We start from the raw sequence: 17,825 nt of genomic DNA, 5'->3' as shown, positions 1-17,825 counted from the left end.
TCTATCTTGACGGCTTTGAATGTACTCTCCCCCGCAAAGCGGCGTCAAACGCAGAGCTAAAGACGCAGGTTGCAAGGGGCGGAGGAGGTGGCGTCACCTAAAATAGGCAACTATGAGCCCAATACACCGCAACGAGCCCGTCATCGCCCCGCCCGGCGCCGTCCGCGCCGCAGCCTCAGCACTATTCGGCTTGGCAGTGGGCATCATGGCCGCCCCGCTCGCCCCCGGCTTTCAAGTGATTGTGCTGGTCGTGACCGTCGGCGCGGCACTACTACTAACCTTTAGCCACCCGTACCGCCGACAGGTGCGCGCAGAAGTAGAAAAACGCGGTGAGCGTTACCGCACCAGCGCAGCACAGGTCGCGCCCCTATTCCCACTGTGGATCGCACTGATGGCGATCCCGCTTCTCAATACGCGCTCATGGACGCTAGTGATCATCGCATGGATAATCGCCGGCGCATACACATGGTTCATCTACCCGCACATCGACGGCACCGCGCACATCAAGCCCATCGACGAGGCAAAAACCGCGACGAAGAATACGAAGAAGCAGCCCCACCGGGGCGCGAAGAAACGCTAGAAACAGCAATAGCCCGCACTCCCCCACACACGCGGGAAAGGCGGGCCCAATGCCAGTTGGAGAAAGCCCCGGTTTAGGAACCGGAGATGGAGGAGCCGGAGGCGCCGGAACCGGCCGGCTTAGCACCCTTCTTCACAACAATCGGGGTGCCGTTGTCGAAGACCTTGCTGTTATTAATAACAGCGCCAACCTTCAGGCCAGCACCATTCTTGTAGGTGCTCTCCTTTGCCGGAGCTTTCCAGGTGAAGTCCAGCAGTAGCGGAGTGGCGGTATCGACGGTGGGCTTGTGCTTAATCAGCACACCCTCCTCCCAGGAAACGTGAACCTCGGTCTTGTCGCCATTCTGAGTCACGGCATATTCGGTCTGGCCCAGCTGGTGGACAGAGTCGCCTAGCAGGCCACCCTTAACGCGCTCAACCTTGACCAGCTTGAAGCCCTTCGGCATCCACTCGATGACCTCGTTGATGCTGGTCTTACCCTTAACACCCTGAACCTCAACACGAGTCTTGACGGTAGCGCCCGGAGCCACGGTGCTGGCGCCGTGAACCTGCTTGTACACGTCAACATTGAAAGCCGGCCCGCCAAGGTTACCCAGCTTAACCTTGGGACCCTGCGGGATGTCCAGATCCTTCTGGCCACCCAGGGAGCCAGTCAGGCCACCCAGAGAGCCAGCCGGGGCGGCGGATGCAACACTCACGCCACCGAAAGCCAGCGCAGAAGCTGCAGCAAGGGCGGTTGCGCTACGAACAAACTTAGAAGTCATAGGAATGTACCTTTCCTGTGGAAGGTCGGGGGAAGAGGATATAAATCAACATGCAGAGCACTGCAAGCGACTATGAACTACAGCATACCTAGTTAGTGGAACAAAATCAGTATTTTTGCAGCCTTTTCTAAAAAAGCTCTTACACAAAGAAAACCGCTGGTCAGTGCCGCATAAATATGCGACACAACCAACGGTCTTCTTAAAAACGGCCTCCAGAACCGCCTTCTACTCCCACTCGATAGTTCCCGGCGGCTTGCTGGTCACGTCCAGCACCACGCGGTTTACTTCCTCCACTTCGTTGGTAATGCGAGTAGAGATCTTCTCCAGAACGTCGAAAGGAATGCGCGTCCAGTCGGCCGTCATAGCATCCTCACTGGATACCGGGCGCAGCACAATCGGGTGGCCGTAAGTACGACCATCGCCCTGCACACCCACGGAGCGGACGTCTGCCAGCAGCACCACCGGGCACTGCCAGATCACGTCGTCCAAACCAGCAGCCGTCAGTTCCGCGCGGGCGATAGCGTCGGCAGCACGCAGCGTCTCCAGGCGCTCCTCCGTCACTTCACCGATGATGCGGATGCCCAGCCCTGGACCCGGGAACGGCTGGCGCGCCACGATTTCCTCCGGCAGGCCCAGCTCGCGACCCACCGCGCGCACTTCATCTTTGAACAGCAGGCGCAGCGGCTCCACCAGTTCGAACTCCACGTCGTCCGGCAGGCCGCCGACGTTGTGGTGGCTCTTAATGTTTGCGGTACCGGTGCCTCCACCAGATTCCACAACATCCGGGTACAGAGTGCCCTGGACCAGGAAGTCCACGCTGGCCCCTTCCGGGGCATCGGCCAGCACGCCAGCAACGGCGCGCTCAAAGGAGCGGATGAACTCCGCACCAATCGCCTTGCGCTTAGCCTCCGGATCGCTCACGCCGGCCAGCTTCTGCAGGAACGCCTCGCGCTCGTCCACCGTCACCAGCTTCGCGCCAGTGGCGGCCACAAAGTCCTTCTCTACCTGCTCGCGCTCACCGGCGCGCAGCAGGCCATGGTCGACGAACACACAGGTCAGACGGTCGCCAATCGCACGCTGTACCAGCGCAGCGGCCACGGCGGAATCCACGCCACCAGACAAGGCACAGATCGCACGTCCCTCGTCGCCGATCTGCTCGCGCACCTGCCCGATCAGCTGCTCGGCAATGTTGCCAGCGGTCCACGTCGGCTCCAGCCCAGCGGTTTCCAACAGGAAGCGGCGCAGCACCTCCTGCCCCTTCGGGGAGTGCAAGACCTCTGGGTGGTACTGCACGCCCGCCATGCGCTTTTCCGGGCACTCGAACGCAGCCACCGGCGCGCCCTCAGTGCGGGCGGTCACGGTAAAGCCCTCCGGCGCCTCCGATACGGAATCGCCGTGGCTCATCCATACCTGCTGACTATCCCCCATGCCCTCGTGCAGCACGCCAGCCTCGGACTGGATCTGCAGTTCGGTCCGGCCGTACTCGCGCAGGCCGGTCTTCGCCACGGTGCCACCCATGGCCTGGGTCATCGCCTGGAAGCCGTAGCAAATACCGAATACCGGCACCCCTAGCTCCAGCAAACCAAGTTGCAGCGAAGGGGCGTCATCAGCATAAACAGAAGAAGGGCCACCAGAAAGGATCAAAGCCGCAGGGTTCTTCGCGGCAACCTCGTCGGCGGACATGGTGTGCGGGATGACCTCGGAATACAGGTTAACCTCGCGCACACGGCGGGCAATGAGCTGTGCGTATTGCGCGCCGAAATCCACGACAAGTACGGGCCGTGGAGTGGCGGCAGCTGGGTCTTGTTGAGTCACGCCCCTAACTCTAACGCACATTCGGCCCCGCCAGCACACCGGTCGCCGGGGCTGGCGAGAAGCTAGCTCCGCCCGTCTACAAAGCGCTGCTTGTACCAGTCCATCGACGGCGGGGAGAAAATAAGGGCCAGCGATACCACGGCCACCACGCCGAGGATCGTGGCCAGCCAGATCACGCCCGATTGCACCACGGTGATAGCAATCAACACCAGCGTGATGTGCGTAAGCACCAACCCGGATACACCCCACGTACGCCCCTGGATAATCATCGCTCCAAACAGCGCAAAGGCAAAGAAGTACAGCCCGACCATCACGCCGGTTGCGCCGACGTTCATCTTCACGGTCTCGTCACCCTGCTGTGGCTGGTAGCCCAGGTAAAGCACGACCGTGGCGATAATGCCGATCACGCCGATTATTATTGACGCCCACGACAGCACCGCTAGCTGCATCGGCAGCCGTTCAGTTGTGCGCTGCCACCACTGGGAAAACTTCATTCGGATCAGTTGTGTTCTTTCTGTACTAGCGGACGACCAAGTCGACCTTCTGGAAGCTCTTGATGTCCGTGTAACCACACTTGGCCATCGAGCGGCGCAGGGCGCCGATAATGTTCTCTCCACCAATCGGGTTGGTGGTCGGCCCGAACAGCAGCTCCTCCAGAGGCTGTGTCTCGCCCAGGCCTACCTCTTCCACCAGACCACGTGGCAACTTCGGGTGCCCCGCAGTGGACGGCCAGTACCAGTTCGGCGCACCTGCGGAGGCTGCAGTGGCCAGGGGAAGACCAAGAGAAACGGCATCCGCGCCACAGGCGATAGCCTTGGCCACGTCACCGGAATTGTGCAGCGAGGAGTCGGCAATGATGTGGACGTAACGGCCGCCCGTCTCATCCAAGTAGTCGCGGCGCGCCGCGGCCGCATCGGCGATAGCGGTAGCCATCGGCACGTCGATACCCAGCGACTCGTTGTTGGTGGTGTGGCCAGAGCCGATGATCACACCCGCCGCGCCGGTGCGCATCAGGTGCATGGCAGTGGTGTAGTCCACCACGCCACCGGCGATCACCGGGATGTCCAGGCTGCCGATGAACTCCTTCAGGTTCAACGGCTCGCCGTCGCGATGCACGTGCTCTGCAGAGACCAGGGTGCCCTGAACCACCAGCAGATCCATGCCAGACTTAATCAGCACCGGCGCGAGCTCGCGAGCATTCTGCGGGGATACGCGGACGGCGAAGCGCACACCAGATTCTCGAACCTTGTCCAGGCGCTCCTGCAGCAGATCCACGTTCAGCTCCAGCGCGTGGAGGCGCTGCAGCTCCGCGTTGGCACCGTAGAGATCTCGGTCCGTGGTGGCGGCACTCCCCTGCTCCTCGAACAGGAAAACCTCGGCTTTTCGGGCAGCTTCAACGACCCCGCTCAAAGCTGCATCCAGGTCATCCACGCGACCCCACAGACCCTCGGCGTTGATAACCGGTAGGCCGCCGAGCTGGCCAAACTCGATGGCGAACTCGGGCGTAACGATCGCATCGGTCGGGTGCGTCATCACCGGAATGTCGAAGGAATAAGCGTCGATCTTCCACGACGTATCCACATCGTGCGAGCTGCGGGTGCGCCGGGACGGCACAATGTCGATCTGGTTCAGGCCGTACACCCGGCGCGCGGTGCGCGAGCGTCCGATGTCCACGTATTCCTGCATGACGGGATGGCTCCTTTAGAGTGCTCTAGCTAGCGTACTGTAGCGGGCGTGCTTTAGCGGTTCGGGTTGTAGTTCGGCGCTTCCATGATGCCCTGCACATCGTGCGGGTGCGATTCGCGCAGACCTGCGCCGGTGATGCGCACGAAGCGTGCATTGTGCAGCTCCGGAATCGTCGCCGCACCGGTGTAACCCATGGCTGCGCGCAGGCCACCAACCTGCTGGTGCAGGATAGATCCGATGGAGCCGCGGAACGGTACGCGGCCTTCGATGCCTTCCGGCACCAGCTTCTCCTCGGACTTGACGTCCGCCTGGAAGTAGCGGTCCTTGGAGTAGGAACGCTTCTCGCCGCTCAGGCCACGGCCCTGCATGGCCCCCATGGAGCCCATGCCGCGGTAGCGCTTGTACTGCTTGCCGTTGATGGTCACGATCTCACCGGGGGTCTCGGCCGATCCGGCGAGCATAGAGCCCAGCATTACTGTGGACGCCCCAGCGGCCAGCGCCTTGGCGATGTCGCCGGAGAACTGCATGCCTCCGTCGGCGATGATCGGCACGCCGGCCTTCTTGGCCGGAACGGCTGCTTCCATGATGGCGGTGATCTGTGGGGCACCAACGCCCGCGACGACGCGGGTGGTGCAGATGGAGCCGGGGCCGATGCCGACCTTGATGCCGTCGGCTCCAGCGTCGACCATTGCCTGGGCGGCCTCGCGGGTGGCCAGGTTGCCTCCGACGACGTCCACGCGGTCGCCGAACTCTTTCTTCACGCGAGAGACCATGTCCAGCACGCCACGGTTGTGAGCGTGGGCGGTATCGACAATTAGTACGTCCACTCCAGCGTCCACCAGGTTGCCTGCGCGGGTCCACGCATCCTCGCCAGTGCCGATGCCGGCGGCGGCCAGCAGGCGACCGGAGGAATCCTTAGCTGCCAGTGGGTACTGCTCACGCTTAGCGAAGTCCTTGACTGTGATCAGGCCGGTCAGCTTGCCAGCACCGTCAACGATCGGCAGCTTTTCTACCTTGTGCTCCGACAGCAAGCTCAGAGCGGCCTCGGCGGATACGCCCTCCTGGGCGACAACCAGCGGCATGGGAGTCATGGCCTCGGAGACCTTGCGGCTGAAGTCCGTCTCGAAGCGCATGTCGCGGTTGGTCAGGATGCCTACCAGCACGCCCTCGTCGTCCACGACCGGTAGGCCGGAGATGCGGTAGCGGGCGCACAGCTCGTCTACTTCCTGGATGGTCATGTCCGGGGAGGCGGTAACGGGATCGGTGACCATGCCAGCCTCAGAGCGCTTGACGATCTCCACCTGCTGCGCCTGGTCCTCGATGGACAGGTTGCGGTGCAGCACGCCGATGCCACCGTGACGGGCCATGGCCACTGCCATGCGAGCCTCAGTGACGGTATCCATGGCCGCGGAGGCCACCGGGATGTTCAGGTCGATGTTGCGGGTGAATTTGGTGGAGGTATCCACGCCGGAGGGGATCACCTCGGAGGCGGCGGGGAGCAGCAGGACGTCGTCGAAAGTCAGTCCGACCAGTGCAACCTTGTTGGGGTCGTCGCCACCGGTGGAAACTGGGTTGGTGTTCGCGTTCATCTCAGGGTTCGTCACGGGTTGCCCGACCTTCCTCTAAAAAAATTCTGCGGCGCTAATTCGCCAGTGCGGTGCACGCCTGGGGAGTTTTCGCCGTCTTCTCGCCGATGTACTACAGAATAACCCTTTGAGGCGCGTTTTTGTGTGCCGGGGCTACGTAGTATTCATAGGGCAGGTACTGGCGCTTCGAGGCTGCCCCGGGGAAGGTACTTTAGTGGTGCGTTTGTGGTGCTTTTGTGGTGCGTTGCGGGCTCTCGGGTGGCTACAGGGTACGGTGTTGGTGTGAGCTTTAACCACGATCAGATGCCGCCGGATCCTTTCGCTGATGACCCTAACGACCCAGCGTCTTTTCTGGATCCCGACGAGTTCGACGAGGCCGTTCCGCCACTGTCACCCGATGAGGTTCAGGCTCTGCGGGAGGATCTGAAAAACGTCCGTGATTTCCGCAAGCTGTTGGAGCCACGTGGGGTTCGCGGGGTCACGATGCTGTGCGAGGACTGCAACGACAACCACTTCTACGACTGGGACATCATCGAGTCGAATATTCAGACCATGTTGAACCAGGAGCTCGTGCCGGTGCACGAGCCTTCTGCCCAGCCAGATCCGAATGATTACGTGACCTGGGATTATTGCCTAGGTTATGCGGACGCAATCGATTTCGCGTTCCACGGTTTGCGCCCACCGTTCTTGTGGGGCAAATAGCCGCCTACTACTCCGTCACCAATGATTAACCACTGCCATCAGGGCGCGGGGAATTGTAGTCAGTCAGCGTGGGGAGTGGTTCCGGATGACGTGGCGCGGTAGAAGTCGGAGCTGGCTTCTTGGTGCGAGATGTCGATGTCGGTTCTGCAGGCTGCTTCGATGTCGTCTCGATCGGCTCCAGTGGCCCACCCGGCTGCTCCGGCTCCACGGGCATGCCCGAGGCCGTACCACCAAGCAGGATGGTAGTCGTCGGGATTTCCTCCACCGACGTTACCTCCGGCGCCTTGGACTTCTCCGTCGAAGTTTTCTTACCTGATTTGTCCTTGGCCTTATCTTTCTTGCGCTTATCGTCACGGCCCTTATCGTTGCGATCGCTTTTATCCGCAACGTTTTCCTCGTGCAGAGCGCCATCTTCCCTGCCGGACACGCCTTCACCAGAACCGTTGGGGCTATCGAGTTCGGAAACATCCTTCTCCGCAGTATCCTCGCGCTTGATCAGCGCATCATGCGAATTGGTGTAGGCAGCAATGCCCAGCCCGCCCACGGCGATAGCGGCAGCCACGCCACCGGCGATCAGCATACTGGTCAGGGAGATACTGCCAGCCGCAGCCGCTTTGGCACCTGTGCGTAGCAAACGGGAGCTGTTACTGGACTCACCGGCGGCACCGCCAGCTTCAATCCCCTCCCAATCGACTTCCTCGTCAAACAGATAACTCACGTCCGGCGCGGGCGGAATATCCCGGTAGGCCTCTTCACGGGCGGCAATAAGCTCCGTGAAAACAGGGTCGTTAGAGTCGAAGCTTTCCGTCTCCGGAATCGGCTCACCCTGGCCGATCGCATCGAGAATGCGATCAACATCCAGGATGGAGGAGAAGTTCTCCTCGCTCCCCCGGAAGTCGTCGTTCTGCGCCATATCGCCTGAGCTCTTTTCTTTCTTAAAACTACCTGGAGGTAGTTACCTAATTCTGGATAATTCCGTGCTTCTTTAGCTTCATTACCGCTCGGTGCTGAGCCACCCGAACGGCCGTGGGTTTCGATCCCACAATCCTCGCAGTCTCCTCGGCACTGTAACCATGAACGACCCGAAGGAGAATAATTTCTCGTGATTTCTCACTGAGAATATCGAGCTTTCGAGCTAAATCGTTACACGAATCAAGGTTTAAATACACCTCTTCGGGGGAATCCGTGAAGGACTCTCCTTCCGGAATTTCATCTACGGGGTCGGACATGTCCCGTTCCTGATATCGGTAGGCGTCCGTAATCTTATTGCGCGCGATCTGGTAGACAAAGGCCATGAACGGCACGCCCCGATCTTCGAAGCTTGGCAGCGCCTTGGCCACAGCGATGCAGGTATCCTGCGCAACATCGTCGGGCGTAGGGTAGCCATTCGCACTCAGCTTGCCACGGCAGAAGAGGACTACCTTGGGGTGAATCAGTTGAATTAGACGATTTACCGCTCGACGATCTCGAGCAATAGCTGCAGGGAGGAGATCCTGGATCTCCTCGTCTCCACCACCGCTTGCAGCCATCGCCTTTACTCCGCCAACCGTTCGTACGTCTTTATTAATGTGGATTGAAACTATCACACTGCGCCGACAGCCCCTGTTCGACTGATGGGGACCGTTCGAATACTCCTCATACGCATGCAATTGAACAAACTTGGAACATGTTCCCATGAATCCTTAGCATTTTCAGCCAACCCCAACACCCTTGGCAGCCAACCAGCAAATTTGCAGCCATACAGTTATTTTTTAACCCCCCTTTGGGGGAATCTGGGCGTGGCGCGGAAACATGTTAATCCATTGTTCAATTAAGACCGTTGTTGCAGGTAGACATATATAAGATCCAGAATAATGAGCGCGCGGGCGGGCTCGCGACACCCGGATGGCACCCACTCGTTACTTAGAGTTCACTTAAGGATTGGAACCTCTCTCACGTCACTACAAGTGATCAACTGACTTTTCACGAGGAGTTACCACCTAATGCCACAGCCCAGCCAGCTTCCGGGACCAGCTTCTTCGACTTGGGAATGGCAACTTCACGGCGCATGCCGCGGGGCCGATTCTTCCATCTTCTTCCACCCGGACGGCGAGCGTGGCCGCGCTCGCGCTATGCGTGAGCACCGCGCCAAGGCCATCTGCCGCGAATGCCCGGTCATCGAGCAGTGCCGCAACCACGCACTCAGCGTGGGCGAGCCCTACGGCATCTGGGGCGGCCTCAGCGAGTCTGAACGCGATGCCATCCTGCGCCCCACCTCCCGCAACCGTGGTCGCCGCGTAGCCTCCTAAAAGCAAGCTTCTGCGGCACAGGCACACAAAAATGGGATGCTTGCCCAACACCAACAGCGTGGGAAGCATCCCCTCTTTGTTTATGTGTGGCGGCGAGACGCGGCTCGCGTTAGCGAATCAACCGCTAGCTCGCGCTCACAGCGCTAGTGTGCGTGACCCGCGTGTCCGCCCGCCTGTGCGGCCGGTTCTGCGGGCTTGTCCACCACAGCGGTCTCGGTCGTCAGCACCATACGGGCTACGGACGTTGCGTTCACCACAGCGGAGTGGGTGACCTTCACCGGGTCAATGATGCCCTGACCCAACAGATCGCCGTACTCCAGGGTGGCGGCATTAAAGCCAGAACCGTTGGGCTGCTCGGCAGTCTTAGCAACTACCACGGCACCATCCAGGCCGGCGTTGTCAGCGATCCAATAGGTCGGACGGCGCAGGGCGCGCGCCAGGGAACGTAGACCGATGCCCTCGTCCCCCTCTGCCTGGCGGGATAGCTCCTCGATCTCGGCGGCAATCTGCACCAGCACAGAGCCACCACCGGCGATTACACCTTCCTGGCTGGCGGCACGGGCGGCATTAATCGCATCCTCGATGCGCAGCTTGCGCTCGTTGACCTCAGTCTCGGTAGCACCACCGGCACGGATGACGGCCACGCCACCGGACAGCTTCGCCAGACGCTCCTCGAACTTCTCCTTGTCCCAGGAAGAGTCGGTGCGCTCGATGTCGGCACGGATCTGATTGCGGCGCTCCTCGACAGCCTCGGCAGAGCCAGCGCCGTCGACCAGCACGGTCTCTTCCTTCGTGATGTTCACGCGACGGGCGGAGCCCAGCTGCTCCAGGGTGGTCTCGGAGAGCTTGTGCCCCAGCTCGCTATCGATGACGGTAGCGCCCGTCACGATGGCCAGGTCGTCCATGAACGCCGCGCGGCGGTCACCGAAGTACGGAGACTTCACTGCAGCAACCTTCAGGGACTTGCGGATGGCGTTTAGCACCAGCATCTGCAGCGGCTCGCCCTCGATATCTTCGGCGACGATCAGCAGTGGTTTGCCGGAGTTAGCAACTTTCTCCAGAACCGGCAGGAAGTCCGGCAGGGAAGAGATCTTCTCGCGCACCAGCAGGATCACCGGGTTCTCCAGCACAGCGTGGCCGGTCTCCTGATCCGTCACGAAGTACGGGGAGAGGTAACCCTTGTCGAAGGAGACACCCTCGGTAACGATCGACTCGTCCTCGATGGATTGGGACTCCTCGACGGTCACCACGCCGTCCTTACCCACCTTGTCGAAGGCATCGGCAACCATGGCGCCGATCTTCTCGTCGCGGGAAGACACAGTGGCGACATTAGCGATAGCGGCGTTGTCGGCAACTGGCTGCGCCAGCTCGCGCAGCAGCTCCAGCACGCGCTCGGTGCCCTGGGCGATGCCGCGGTTCACAGCAATCGGGTTGGCACCAGCTGCCACGGTGCGCAGACCTTCGTTAATCAGAGCCTGTGCCAGCAGTGTGGCCGTAGTGGTGCCGTCGCCGGCGATGTCGTTGGTCTTGATGGCGACGGACTTCACCAGCTGGGCGCCCAGGTTCTCGAACGGATCCTCCAGGTCGATATCGCGCGCAATGGTCACGCCATCATTCGTCACGGTCGGGCCACCGAAGGCCTTGTCCAGCACGACATTGCGGCCGCGCGGGCCCAGGGTCACCTTCACCGCGTCCGCCAGAGCGTCTACGCCCTTCTGCAGACCCTCGCGGGCCTCTTGATCAAATGCGATGAGTTTTGACATGCAGCTACCCGCTTACTTTTCGATGACAGCGAGGATGTCGCGCTGGCTCAGCAGCAGGTACTCTTCGCCGTCGTACTTCAGCTCGGTGCCGCCGTACTTGGAGAAGACGACGGTGTCGCCCTCCTTCACATCCATCGGGATGCGGTCGTCGTCATCTGCCCAGCGGCCGGGGCCGACTGCGATGACGGTAGCCTCCTGCGGCTTCTCCTTTGCGGAGTCCGGGATGACCAGGCCGGATGCGGTGGTCGTCTCCGCCTCAACGATCTGGACGAGGACGCGGTCCTCAAGGGGCTTGATGTTGACGTTAGCCACGATTGAATACCTCCGTGTATTCGAGCTGTAGGTTTCACTCTTGTGAACTGTTGTGCCGGTTGGTTTTCCAGATACAGCCGTCGTCGCGGGTGAACAACTGTGAGTCAAACAACCTATCTGGCACTCTACCCTCGCAAGTGCTAACGCTCAACCAACTCCAGTGCTAGGTGCCTACACTGGGCTCCAGCACCAGGAGCTGGTGCTCGAAAAGTTAGACGCCCTTGGTCAGGTTAATGACCGCGTCGTGCCACAGCTGGTAATCCTCAGCGTTGTCCGCCTTGTAGTTCTCCACCGCACGAATGCCGGTGTGAATGGACTCAACATCCTCGTCGGTCAGGTCCTCTCCCTCGTCGCCGACGAACAGTACCGGGCCGATGATGGCGCGGGTCGGATCGGAAATGAAGGCGGAATCACCGGTCTCCTGTTCCTTGCGCCCCATGGAAGCCAGCGGGTTCGGCTCCGGGTTCTCCGCCTTGCGCGCATCGGAGGAGTAAATGGCGGCGACCGTTAGGCCACTCTCCACGAAAACGACGTGCAGACGGTCCTGCTCGCTGCCGCCGAGGACATCGGCGGCCTCCGAAAGATCGATATCCAGTTCCTTCGCCTGCAGATCAGGCGTTACCAGCATGCTGCGTGCCATCGTGAGCTCCTAGCTAGATGTGTGATGAGAGAGTTGTGAATTTTTACACAGTCATTACCCATCTTGCCAGCAAATTAGGGATTACGCAGGATGGGCTCTTCCACATCGAGCGAAGGATCTGTGGGCGTGGATAAACCACTCGGCTCCTCTCCCGCAACAACCAGTCGCGCGGCCAATGCGGCGATCATCACGCCGTTATCGGTGCAGAGCTTTGCCTGCGGGATTTTTAGGTGGACGCCCACTTCTCCGCACCTGCGCGCCGCCACGTCACGCAAGCGCCTATTCGCGGACACACCTCCACCGAGCAGCATGACGCGGGCATTTTTATCTTCACAGGCGCGCAGCGCCTTAGTAATGAGGACATCCACCACCGCCTCCTGGAAGGAAGCGCACACATCTTCAATCGGAACGCTTGCACCCTCCTTATCGGCCTTCTCGACATAGCGGGCGACGGCGGTCTTGAGGCCGGAGAAGGAAAAATCATAGCGCGAGTCCTGCTGGCGCATCATGCCGCGCGGGAAGGCTATAGCTTGCGGGTTCCCCTGAGCCGCTAGTCGGTCGATAACAGGGCCTCCGGGATAGCCCAACCCCAACAAACGAGCGACCTTGTCATAGGCCTCACCTGCTGCGTCGTCGAGTGTGCTGCCAAGCTCCTCCATCGGGGAACCCACGCCGGAGACGTGGAGAATCTGCGTGTGCCCACCGCTGACCAGCAAAGCGATTGCATTGCTGAGATCCTCTCCGGGGGCAGTAATATCCGTAGTATCCGCCGCATCTCCTTCACTGAGCGTCCCCACAGCCACGTGTCCACCCAGGTGGTTCACGCCGTAGAAGGGCACCTCCCACGCCAGCGCGTAGGCCTTCGCCGCAGCGGCGCCGACCAGCAAAGCTCCAGCAAGGCCAGGGCCTACGGTCGCAGCCACCACGTCCGGAGTATGGAAGCCTGGGACGTTCGCGCGCGCCTCCACCAGTGCGGCGCGCATCGTCGGTTGCATAGCCTCCAGGTGGGCACGGGAGGCAATCTCCGGAACCACTCCACCGAAACGGGCGTGCTGTTCCATCGAGGAAGCCACTTTGTCCGCGATGATCTCCAGCTGTTCGGCACCGTCGGCAGTTGAGGTACTGGCGATAATCCCCACACCAGTTTCGTCGCAGGAGCTTTCGACACCCAGGATATAGCGGGGTCGATCTGGAGTTTCGACCTCTGGGGCCGGGATGGCGTCAGCAATAAAACCAGGGCGCACCATGGTGAAGGCATCGGCCCCAGAAGGCTGATAATAGTCTTTGCGCGTGCCTTCGATGGTGAAGCCGTAGCGTTCGTAGAGGCTCACGGCGGGCTGATTGTCGGTGCGAACCTCCAGGAAAATCGGGGCTCCCAGGCGGTCGGCAATAGTGACGAGGGGATCCACGAGTAGTTTGGACAATCCCTTACCCTGCCACTCGGGAAGGATACCGATGGTGTGGATCTCCCCTTCCGGATCGTGCGCCGGGCCACCGACTGCGAGGATGGCGTATCCGACAAGTTCACCGGCGGCCTCCAAGCCGAGGCAGTGCGTATGCGGCGCAGCAATCTCACTAACGACCGCATCGGCTGACCAGGGGGAATCTTCAGTAAAGAGTCGCTGCTCAATGGTCGCACATGCCGGCGCGTCAGTGACCTTGAGCTGGCGTACCCGGGCGCCGTGAGGGGAAGCATCCACAGCGGGCTCTGCATTAGTCACCGCGGCCGCCCCCGCCGTGCTTTCAGGCTCGCTTACCTCCAAATGCGGATCCCCTACTCGGGAGAAATCCAGTGCCTTCGAAATCGCCTTCGCCGCTGGCTCCTTCGCATCCGGACGGCGCAGGTACAGTGCCCGCAACGCTGGAGCATCTGTGAGCAGCCCGGGGACTGAGCCAAGGGATTCCAACGCAGCAAGCACGAGGCCACGCGGCGTGGGGTGAGCATCCAGGCTCTCCACCTGGCAACCTTCCTGGCAGGCGCATAGCTCCTGAACCTGATCGGCCACCGCCGAGGCACTCAGGACTCGTAGAGGCCAGCGATCCACTCGTCGCTGTATGTCCAGCACCACATCGGGAGCGTGGACAGAAGCCGGAACCTGCACCTCCGAGCACAACTGCCCTGCTACGCCCTGAACAAAACTGATCCGGGAGTGGTAGAACTCCCGGCGACGTGCATCGGAGACAACAAGGTAATCGCCGAAGGCCTTCGCACCCACCTGGGAAACGACGTGTTCCCACACGGTGCCAGCTGCGCTGGGAACTCCGTGCACGGGAATCGAGAGGGCGTCGCCAAAAGCAGCAGCGGTAGCCATGCCAACCCGTAGCCCCGTAAACGGACCTGGGCCGGTACCGACTACAACGGTGTGCAGATCGCGCGGGGAAAACGAGGCTTCGTCCAGACAAGCCTGAATGTTGGGGGCGAGTAGTTCCATGTGGCCGCGAACGTTATCCACCAGACGCTCCGCCAGCACACGGACTTGGCCGTTGGCGGAAATGCGGACAACACCACAAGTGACGTAATTGGTGGAGGTATCGACGGCCAGCACGTTGATCATGGTGACCAAGTTTAGGCTTCTTGTGTGGTCAGCTCGAATTAATGCCCTAATACGACTTAGTACAACAAAGATGGCGACGCGTAGCAGGAGGCTAACAGATCGGAAGTTTCAACCGCAGATCCTCAGCGTTGTCCCCAGAAACAATAAACCCGTAGGCGGCTAGATCACCTTGTGGAAACACCCCGTAGGCAGAATCGCCTGAACCCATCGGCATAGTTAACGCACTGCATCGACTTGATCTCATTGTTTGAGCACCTTCGACTGGTATCACGGCATTCCTCGCCTCCACCGATTCGAAGTGAGCAACAACCACGCTAAATTGCCCCGAGTTACAGGCAATACGGGCAAGCTCTCCACTGCTTGGTTCTCGATGTTCGCACGACGTAGACTGCCATCCTTCTCCTCCGGAATTCTGGCTCACGATGTGTGGGAAAGTGTCAGCTAAAACTGCATCTTCCCCTTCCCATTGGGGCGCGGTCAGATAAGAAAAGACTGCCGCAGCGATCACGACCACCATCATTCCGGCCGTGGCAAGCACTAGTAGTTTCTTCGGAACGCCTTTGTGCTTCGCTCCTCGCTTCACATGCTCTGACTGCTGCTCCATTTCTACGGAGTGCAAAGCAGAAATAAAGGCCGAGGCGGTTGCAAAACGCTTCTTCGGGTCACCGTCCAAAACTTTCGCGAAGACCTCATTGAGCTTCTTAACGTGTGAAGCATCCGCGGGGTTTATCAATTCCCCTTTAAGCTCTGGCACTGGTCGATTTACAGCCCACTGTTCATACGTCACGGAGCCACGAACGTAAATGCCCGTTAACAGCTCAAAAGCAACCAGACCCAGTGAATACTGTTCACTCAACGCATCCGGTTGCGGAGGTTCCGCCACGTCTTTCGTAACCAACAATTCGGGTGCAATGTATCCATCTGTACCGATACGCATCCCTACCCGAGTCATACGAGTGGATTCTCGATCAATTGCAATACCGAAATCCGTCAGCAAAGCCGGAATACCGTTCATCCCTGAAGAGGGCAACAAAATATTAGCCGGCTTGATATCTCGATGAACCACAGGATTCGGTAGCGCCGCGAGATAGTCAAGCGCACTGGCAATTGGAGCCAGAATCTGCACAACTTCCTGAACAGTAAGAAGCTGGCGCGATGCTCGACGTCGGTGTAGGAAGTCATAAAGATTCTCACCATCGATGTACTTCATTGTGAAGTACGGAAAACCATGTGAGGTCACTCCCCCGTCGTATACAGGAACGATCGCAGGGTGATCAAGCGCTGCCATGGTGCGCATCTCCGCGTAGAACCTCTGGACATATTCAGAGTTAGAAACACGATCCTGGGAAACAACCTTGATTGCCACTGTCCGATCCAGATTTCGCTTGTAAGCACGAAATACGGTGCCCATACCACCTTGTCCAAGCTGTTGGACGTTTGAGTACCCCAGGGCACTTAAATCATTTAAGAAGTCTTCAGAGACAGGGGCTTTGGAAAAATTCATGGTGAACATGGTGAATACGAGCAAGTAGAACTAAGAGTACAAATGCGGATTTTCCGCTGCGAACTTCGCAAGCACGATGCGCCACGGGATGTTCACTCCATCCTGAAACTGTGGAACACCCAACCTCTTCAACGTCTCCGCCATGTACTGAATCTTCTGCGAGGTTTTCTTTTCTCCCCAGCCTAACTGGCATGCAAGGTCTTTCACAGAAGGAACCACAATGCGCGGATCTGCACTTGGGTCACGGTGAAGCGGCGCTGCTAGTGCAGCTAACACCTGCTGCTGCTCGATATTTGGATCAAATGTCCCCATTGTGAATGGAGCCAGGGGAGTATTCATTCGCGGAACGGAATCAACTGGTCGGACAACCGTCACTTCAATCTCATACCGCAAGTTTCTAGTCGCAAAAAGAATGAAATTCGTACCTGCGGGGAGGGGCCACTGCATCCCCGGAGTGAGACGAACCGGTGAATACGTGGTGGTTTCATAGGACGGCTGAATGGTAGCCGAAATGAAACTGCCTACATTGCGCACCATCCACATCCCATGGTCACACCAGAAATGCAAAAAAGCGCGATGCATAGCAGGGTCGTCTGCTCCAATGGGGAATTCAGATGCCCGGCCAAGGGTCACACTAACTGCTTGAGATAAAACCCTGCGGGTTCCGATCAAATCATCGACGATGAGGTGTGATCCATCAGTGGCAGCTAACATTTCGACTTAGGCAACAACTAGAGGCTGACTAATGTTAAATGGCTTGTAGCCTGGGATTGCAACCTCGATTTCAAGGGTGAATTTCCCCGCCTTTTCGAGGTCATAAGCAACATTTGCCTCAGAGTAATCCGATAGCTTGATATCCTTATTCTCAAACTTGATCTCATCGTAATTCACATTTTGATAGCCCGGCAACCATTCGGGACGAATATTCTGCCCCTTTAAGACGTCAGCACCGCTTTCGTCTAGCAGCTTGAAGTCCAGTGCCGCCCATTCTCTTTCTTCAAAAGGAACCTTTGAGAGATCAGCCGCAGCAATCTTGAGCTCTAGTTTTGAACCCTTCTTGTACTGCATGATCCCGTTCCTTTCAGCTCGTGGCACGGTTACCTGCAGCTCCGAAAAGCCATAATCGGGCATTTCCGGATATGAGGTGACGATGTCCTCCGGAGAACCGGGGCCGGCTTCGTCCTTGGTTAAGCGAAATTTTCCATTGCTCAGCTCAAGCGAATTCGCAGGATCAACCAAAGTTGGCTCGGCTTCCTTCTCATTTTTGGCGGAAGCGGAAGGAGTCTCTGACTCAGAACTCGTGGACTCCGGGGAAGAAGATTCTGCGGTCGAAGATTGCACCTCGAATGATTGCTCCGCCTGCGGAGCATCATCCTCTGAACATGCCGCGATTGAAAGCGTGGTAATTGCCGCAGCTCCCAGCGCCAGCAACTTCTTTGAAGTAGTCATGTGCATTCTCCTCGAAACGTGTTTATCGCAGACATTCTCCCTTGGGAATCATACCGCGGAGCATACTGCTGGTACGCAACCGGATTCAGGCCACGAATCCAGCTGTTGTTTGGTTGGTTTGTTGAGAACCATGTGGTAACTCACAGCCTCATGATTACTTACTTTTAAGCACATTTGTTGAT

17 protein-coding genes are annotated in these 17,825 nt (G+C 59.1%); 3 read left to right on the top strand and 14 right to left on the bottom strand.

Annotated features, from left to right (window positions below):
* The first annotated feature begins 112 nt into the window (after positions 1-112).
* Positions 113-580, top strand: a complete 468-nt coding sequence (locus ACKFRT_RS10340; RefSeq protein WP_296212826.1) for a hypothetical protein — start codon at positions 113-115, stop codon at positions 578-580.
* A gap of 73 nt (positions 581-653) precedes the next feature.
* On the opposite strand, the gene ACKFRT_RS10335 is transcribed toward ACKFRT_RS10340, so the two are convergent.
* From ACKFRT_RS10335 to guaB, 5 genes are all read right to left on the bottom strand, one after another.
* On the bottom strand, positions 654-1,343 hold the full coding sequence (locus ACKFRT_RS10335; protein ID WP_408925210.1) for a hypothetical protein: 690 nt from the start codon (positions 1,341-1,343) through the stop codon (positions 654-656).
* Between the two features lie 225 nt (positions 1,344-1,568).
* The gene (gene guaA, locus ACKFRT_RS10330) at positions 1,569-3,179 is read right to left on the bottom strand and encodes a glutamine-hydrolyzing GMP synthase (RefSeq protein ID WP_408925209.1); all 1,611 of its coding nucleotides are present in this window, start codon (positions 3,177-3,179) and stop codon (positions 1,569-1,571) included.
* A 41-nt stretch (positions 3,180-3,220) separates the two neighbouring features.
* Positions 3,221-3,652 (bottom strand): hypothetical protein, encoded by a 432-nt coding sequence (locus ACKFRT_RS10325; RefSeq protein WP_408925208.1) that lies wholly within the window; start codon positions 3,650-3,652, stop codon positions 3,221-3,223.
* 25 nt (positions 3,653-3,677) lie between these two features.
* The gene (locus tag ACKFRT_RS10320; RefSeq protein ID WP_408925207.1) at positions 3,678-4,844 is read right to left on the bottom strand and encodes a GuaB3 family IMP dehydrogenase-related protein; all 1,167 of its coding nucleotides are present in this window, start codon (positions 4,842-4,844) and stop codon (positions 3,678-3,680) included.
* Positions 4,845-4,897: 53 nt separating this feature from the next.
* The gene (guaB, locus tag ACKFRT_RS10315) at positions 4,898-6,433 is read right to left on the bottom strand and encodes an IMP dehydrogenase (protein ID WP_296213151.1); all 1,536 of its coding nucleotides are present in this window, start codon (positions 6,431-6,433) and stop codon (positions 4,898-4,900) included.
* 300 nt (positions 6,434-6,733) lie between these two features.
* Here guaB and ACKFRT_RS10310 point away from each other — a divergent pair, with 300 nt between their 5' ends.
* Positions 6,734-7,132, top strand: a complete 399-nt coding sequence (locus ACKFRT_RS10310) for a DUF5319 domain-containing protein (RefSeq protein WP_408926102.1) — start codon at positions 6,734-6,736, stop codon at positions 7,130-7,132.
* 25 nt (positions 7,133-7,157) lie between these two features.
* Here the strand turns inward: ACKFRT_RS10310 and ACKFRT_RS10305 are convergent, their stop codons facing one another.
* Positions 7,158-8,045: a hypothetical protein gene (locus ACKFRT_RS10305; protein WP_408925206.1), complete on the bottom strand. Its 888-nt coding sequence runs from the start codon at positions 8,043-8,045 to the stop codon at positions 7,158-7,160.
* A gap of 46 nt (positions 8,046-8,091) precedes the next feature.
* On the bottom strand, positions 8,092-8,661 hold the full coding sequence (locus ACKFRT_RS10300) for a sigma-70 family RNA polymerase sigma factor (RefSeq protein ID WP_296212809.1): 570 nt from the start codon (positions 8,659-8,661) through the stop codon (positions 8,092-8,094).
* Between the two features lie 453 nt (positions 8,662-9,114).
* On the opposite strand from ACKFRT_RS10300, the gene ACKFRT_RS10295 reads away from it, so the two are divergent.
* Positions 9,115-9,420, top strand: a complete 306-nt coding sequence (locus ACKFRT_RS10295; protein ID WP_408925205.1) for a WhiB family transcriptional regulator — start codon at positions 9,115-9,117, stop codon at positions 9,418-9,420.
* Between the two features lie 143 nt (positions 9,421-9,563).
* Here the strand turns inward: ACKFRT_RS10295 and groL are convergent, their stop codons facing one another.
* The 7 genes from groL to ACKFRT_RS10260 all read right to left on the bottom strand — a co-directional run bounded on the left by groL (position 9,564) and on the right by ACKFRT_RS10260 (position 17,643).
* Entirely contained in the window at positions 9,564-11,183 is a 1,620-nt protein-coding gene (gene groL / locus ACKFRT_RS10290; RefSeq protein WP_408925204.1) for a chaperonin GroEL, read from the bottom strand.
* Between the two features lie 12 nt (positions 11,184-11,195).
* Positions 11,196-11,495: a co-chaperone GroES gene (gene groES, locus ACKFRT_RS10285; RefSeq protein ID WP_296212798.1), complete on the bottom strand. Its 300-nt coding sequence runs from the start codon at positions 11,493-11,495 to the stop codon at positions 11,196-11,198.
* A 211-nt stretch (positions 11,496-11,706) separates the two neighbouring features.
* On the bottom strand, positions 11,707-12,135 hold the full coding sequence (locus ACKFRT_RS10280) for a hypothetical protein (protein WP_408925203.1): 429 nt from the start codon (positions 12,133-12,135) through the stop codon (positions 11,707-11,709).
* A gap of 74 nt (positions 12,136-12,209) precedes the next feature.
* Positions 12,210-14,690: a tRNA (adenosine(37)-N6)-threonylcarbamoyltransferase complex transferase subunit TsaD gene (gene tsaD, locus ACKFRT_RS10275; RefSeq protein ID WP_408925202.1), complete on the bottom strand. Its 2,481-nt coding sequence runs from the start codon at positions 14,688-14,690 to the stop codon at positions 12,210-12,212.
* A gap of 91 nt (positions 14,691-14,781) precedes the next feature.
* Positions 14,782-16,194 carry a serine/threonine-protein kinase gene (locus ACKFRT_RS10270; protein WP_408925201.1) on the bottom strand — a complete coding sequence of 471 codons (1,413 nt, stop codon included), beginning with the start codon at positions 16,192-16,194 and terminating at the stop codon, positions 14,782-14,784.
* A 30-nt stretch (positions 16,195-16,224) separates the two neighbouring features.
* The gene (locus ACKFRT_RS10265) at positions 16,225-16,908 is read right to left on the bottom strand and encodes a hypothetical protein (RefSeq protein ID WP_408925200.1); all 684 of its coding nucleotides are present in this window, start codon (positions 16,906-16,908) and stop codon (positions 16,225-16,227) included.
* Between the two features lie 6 nt (positions 16,909-16,914).
* Positions 16,915-17,643, bottom strand: a complete 729-nt coding sequence (locus ACKFRT_RS10260; protein ID WP_408925199.1) for a hypothetical protein — start codon at positions 17,641-17,643, stop codon at positions 16,915-16,917.
* Between the last annotated feature and the right edge of the window lie 182 nt (positions 17,644-17,825).

The organism is Corynebacterium jamesii, assembly GCF_046097395.1.
Lineage (GTDB): Bacteria > Actinomycetota > Actinomycetes > Mycobacteriales > Mycobacteriaceae > Corynebacterium.
Note: the sequence above shows the minus strand (reverse complement) of the source record. Positions and strands in the feature narration are given on the sequence as shown.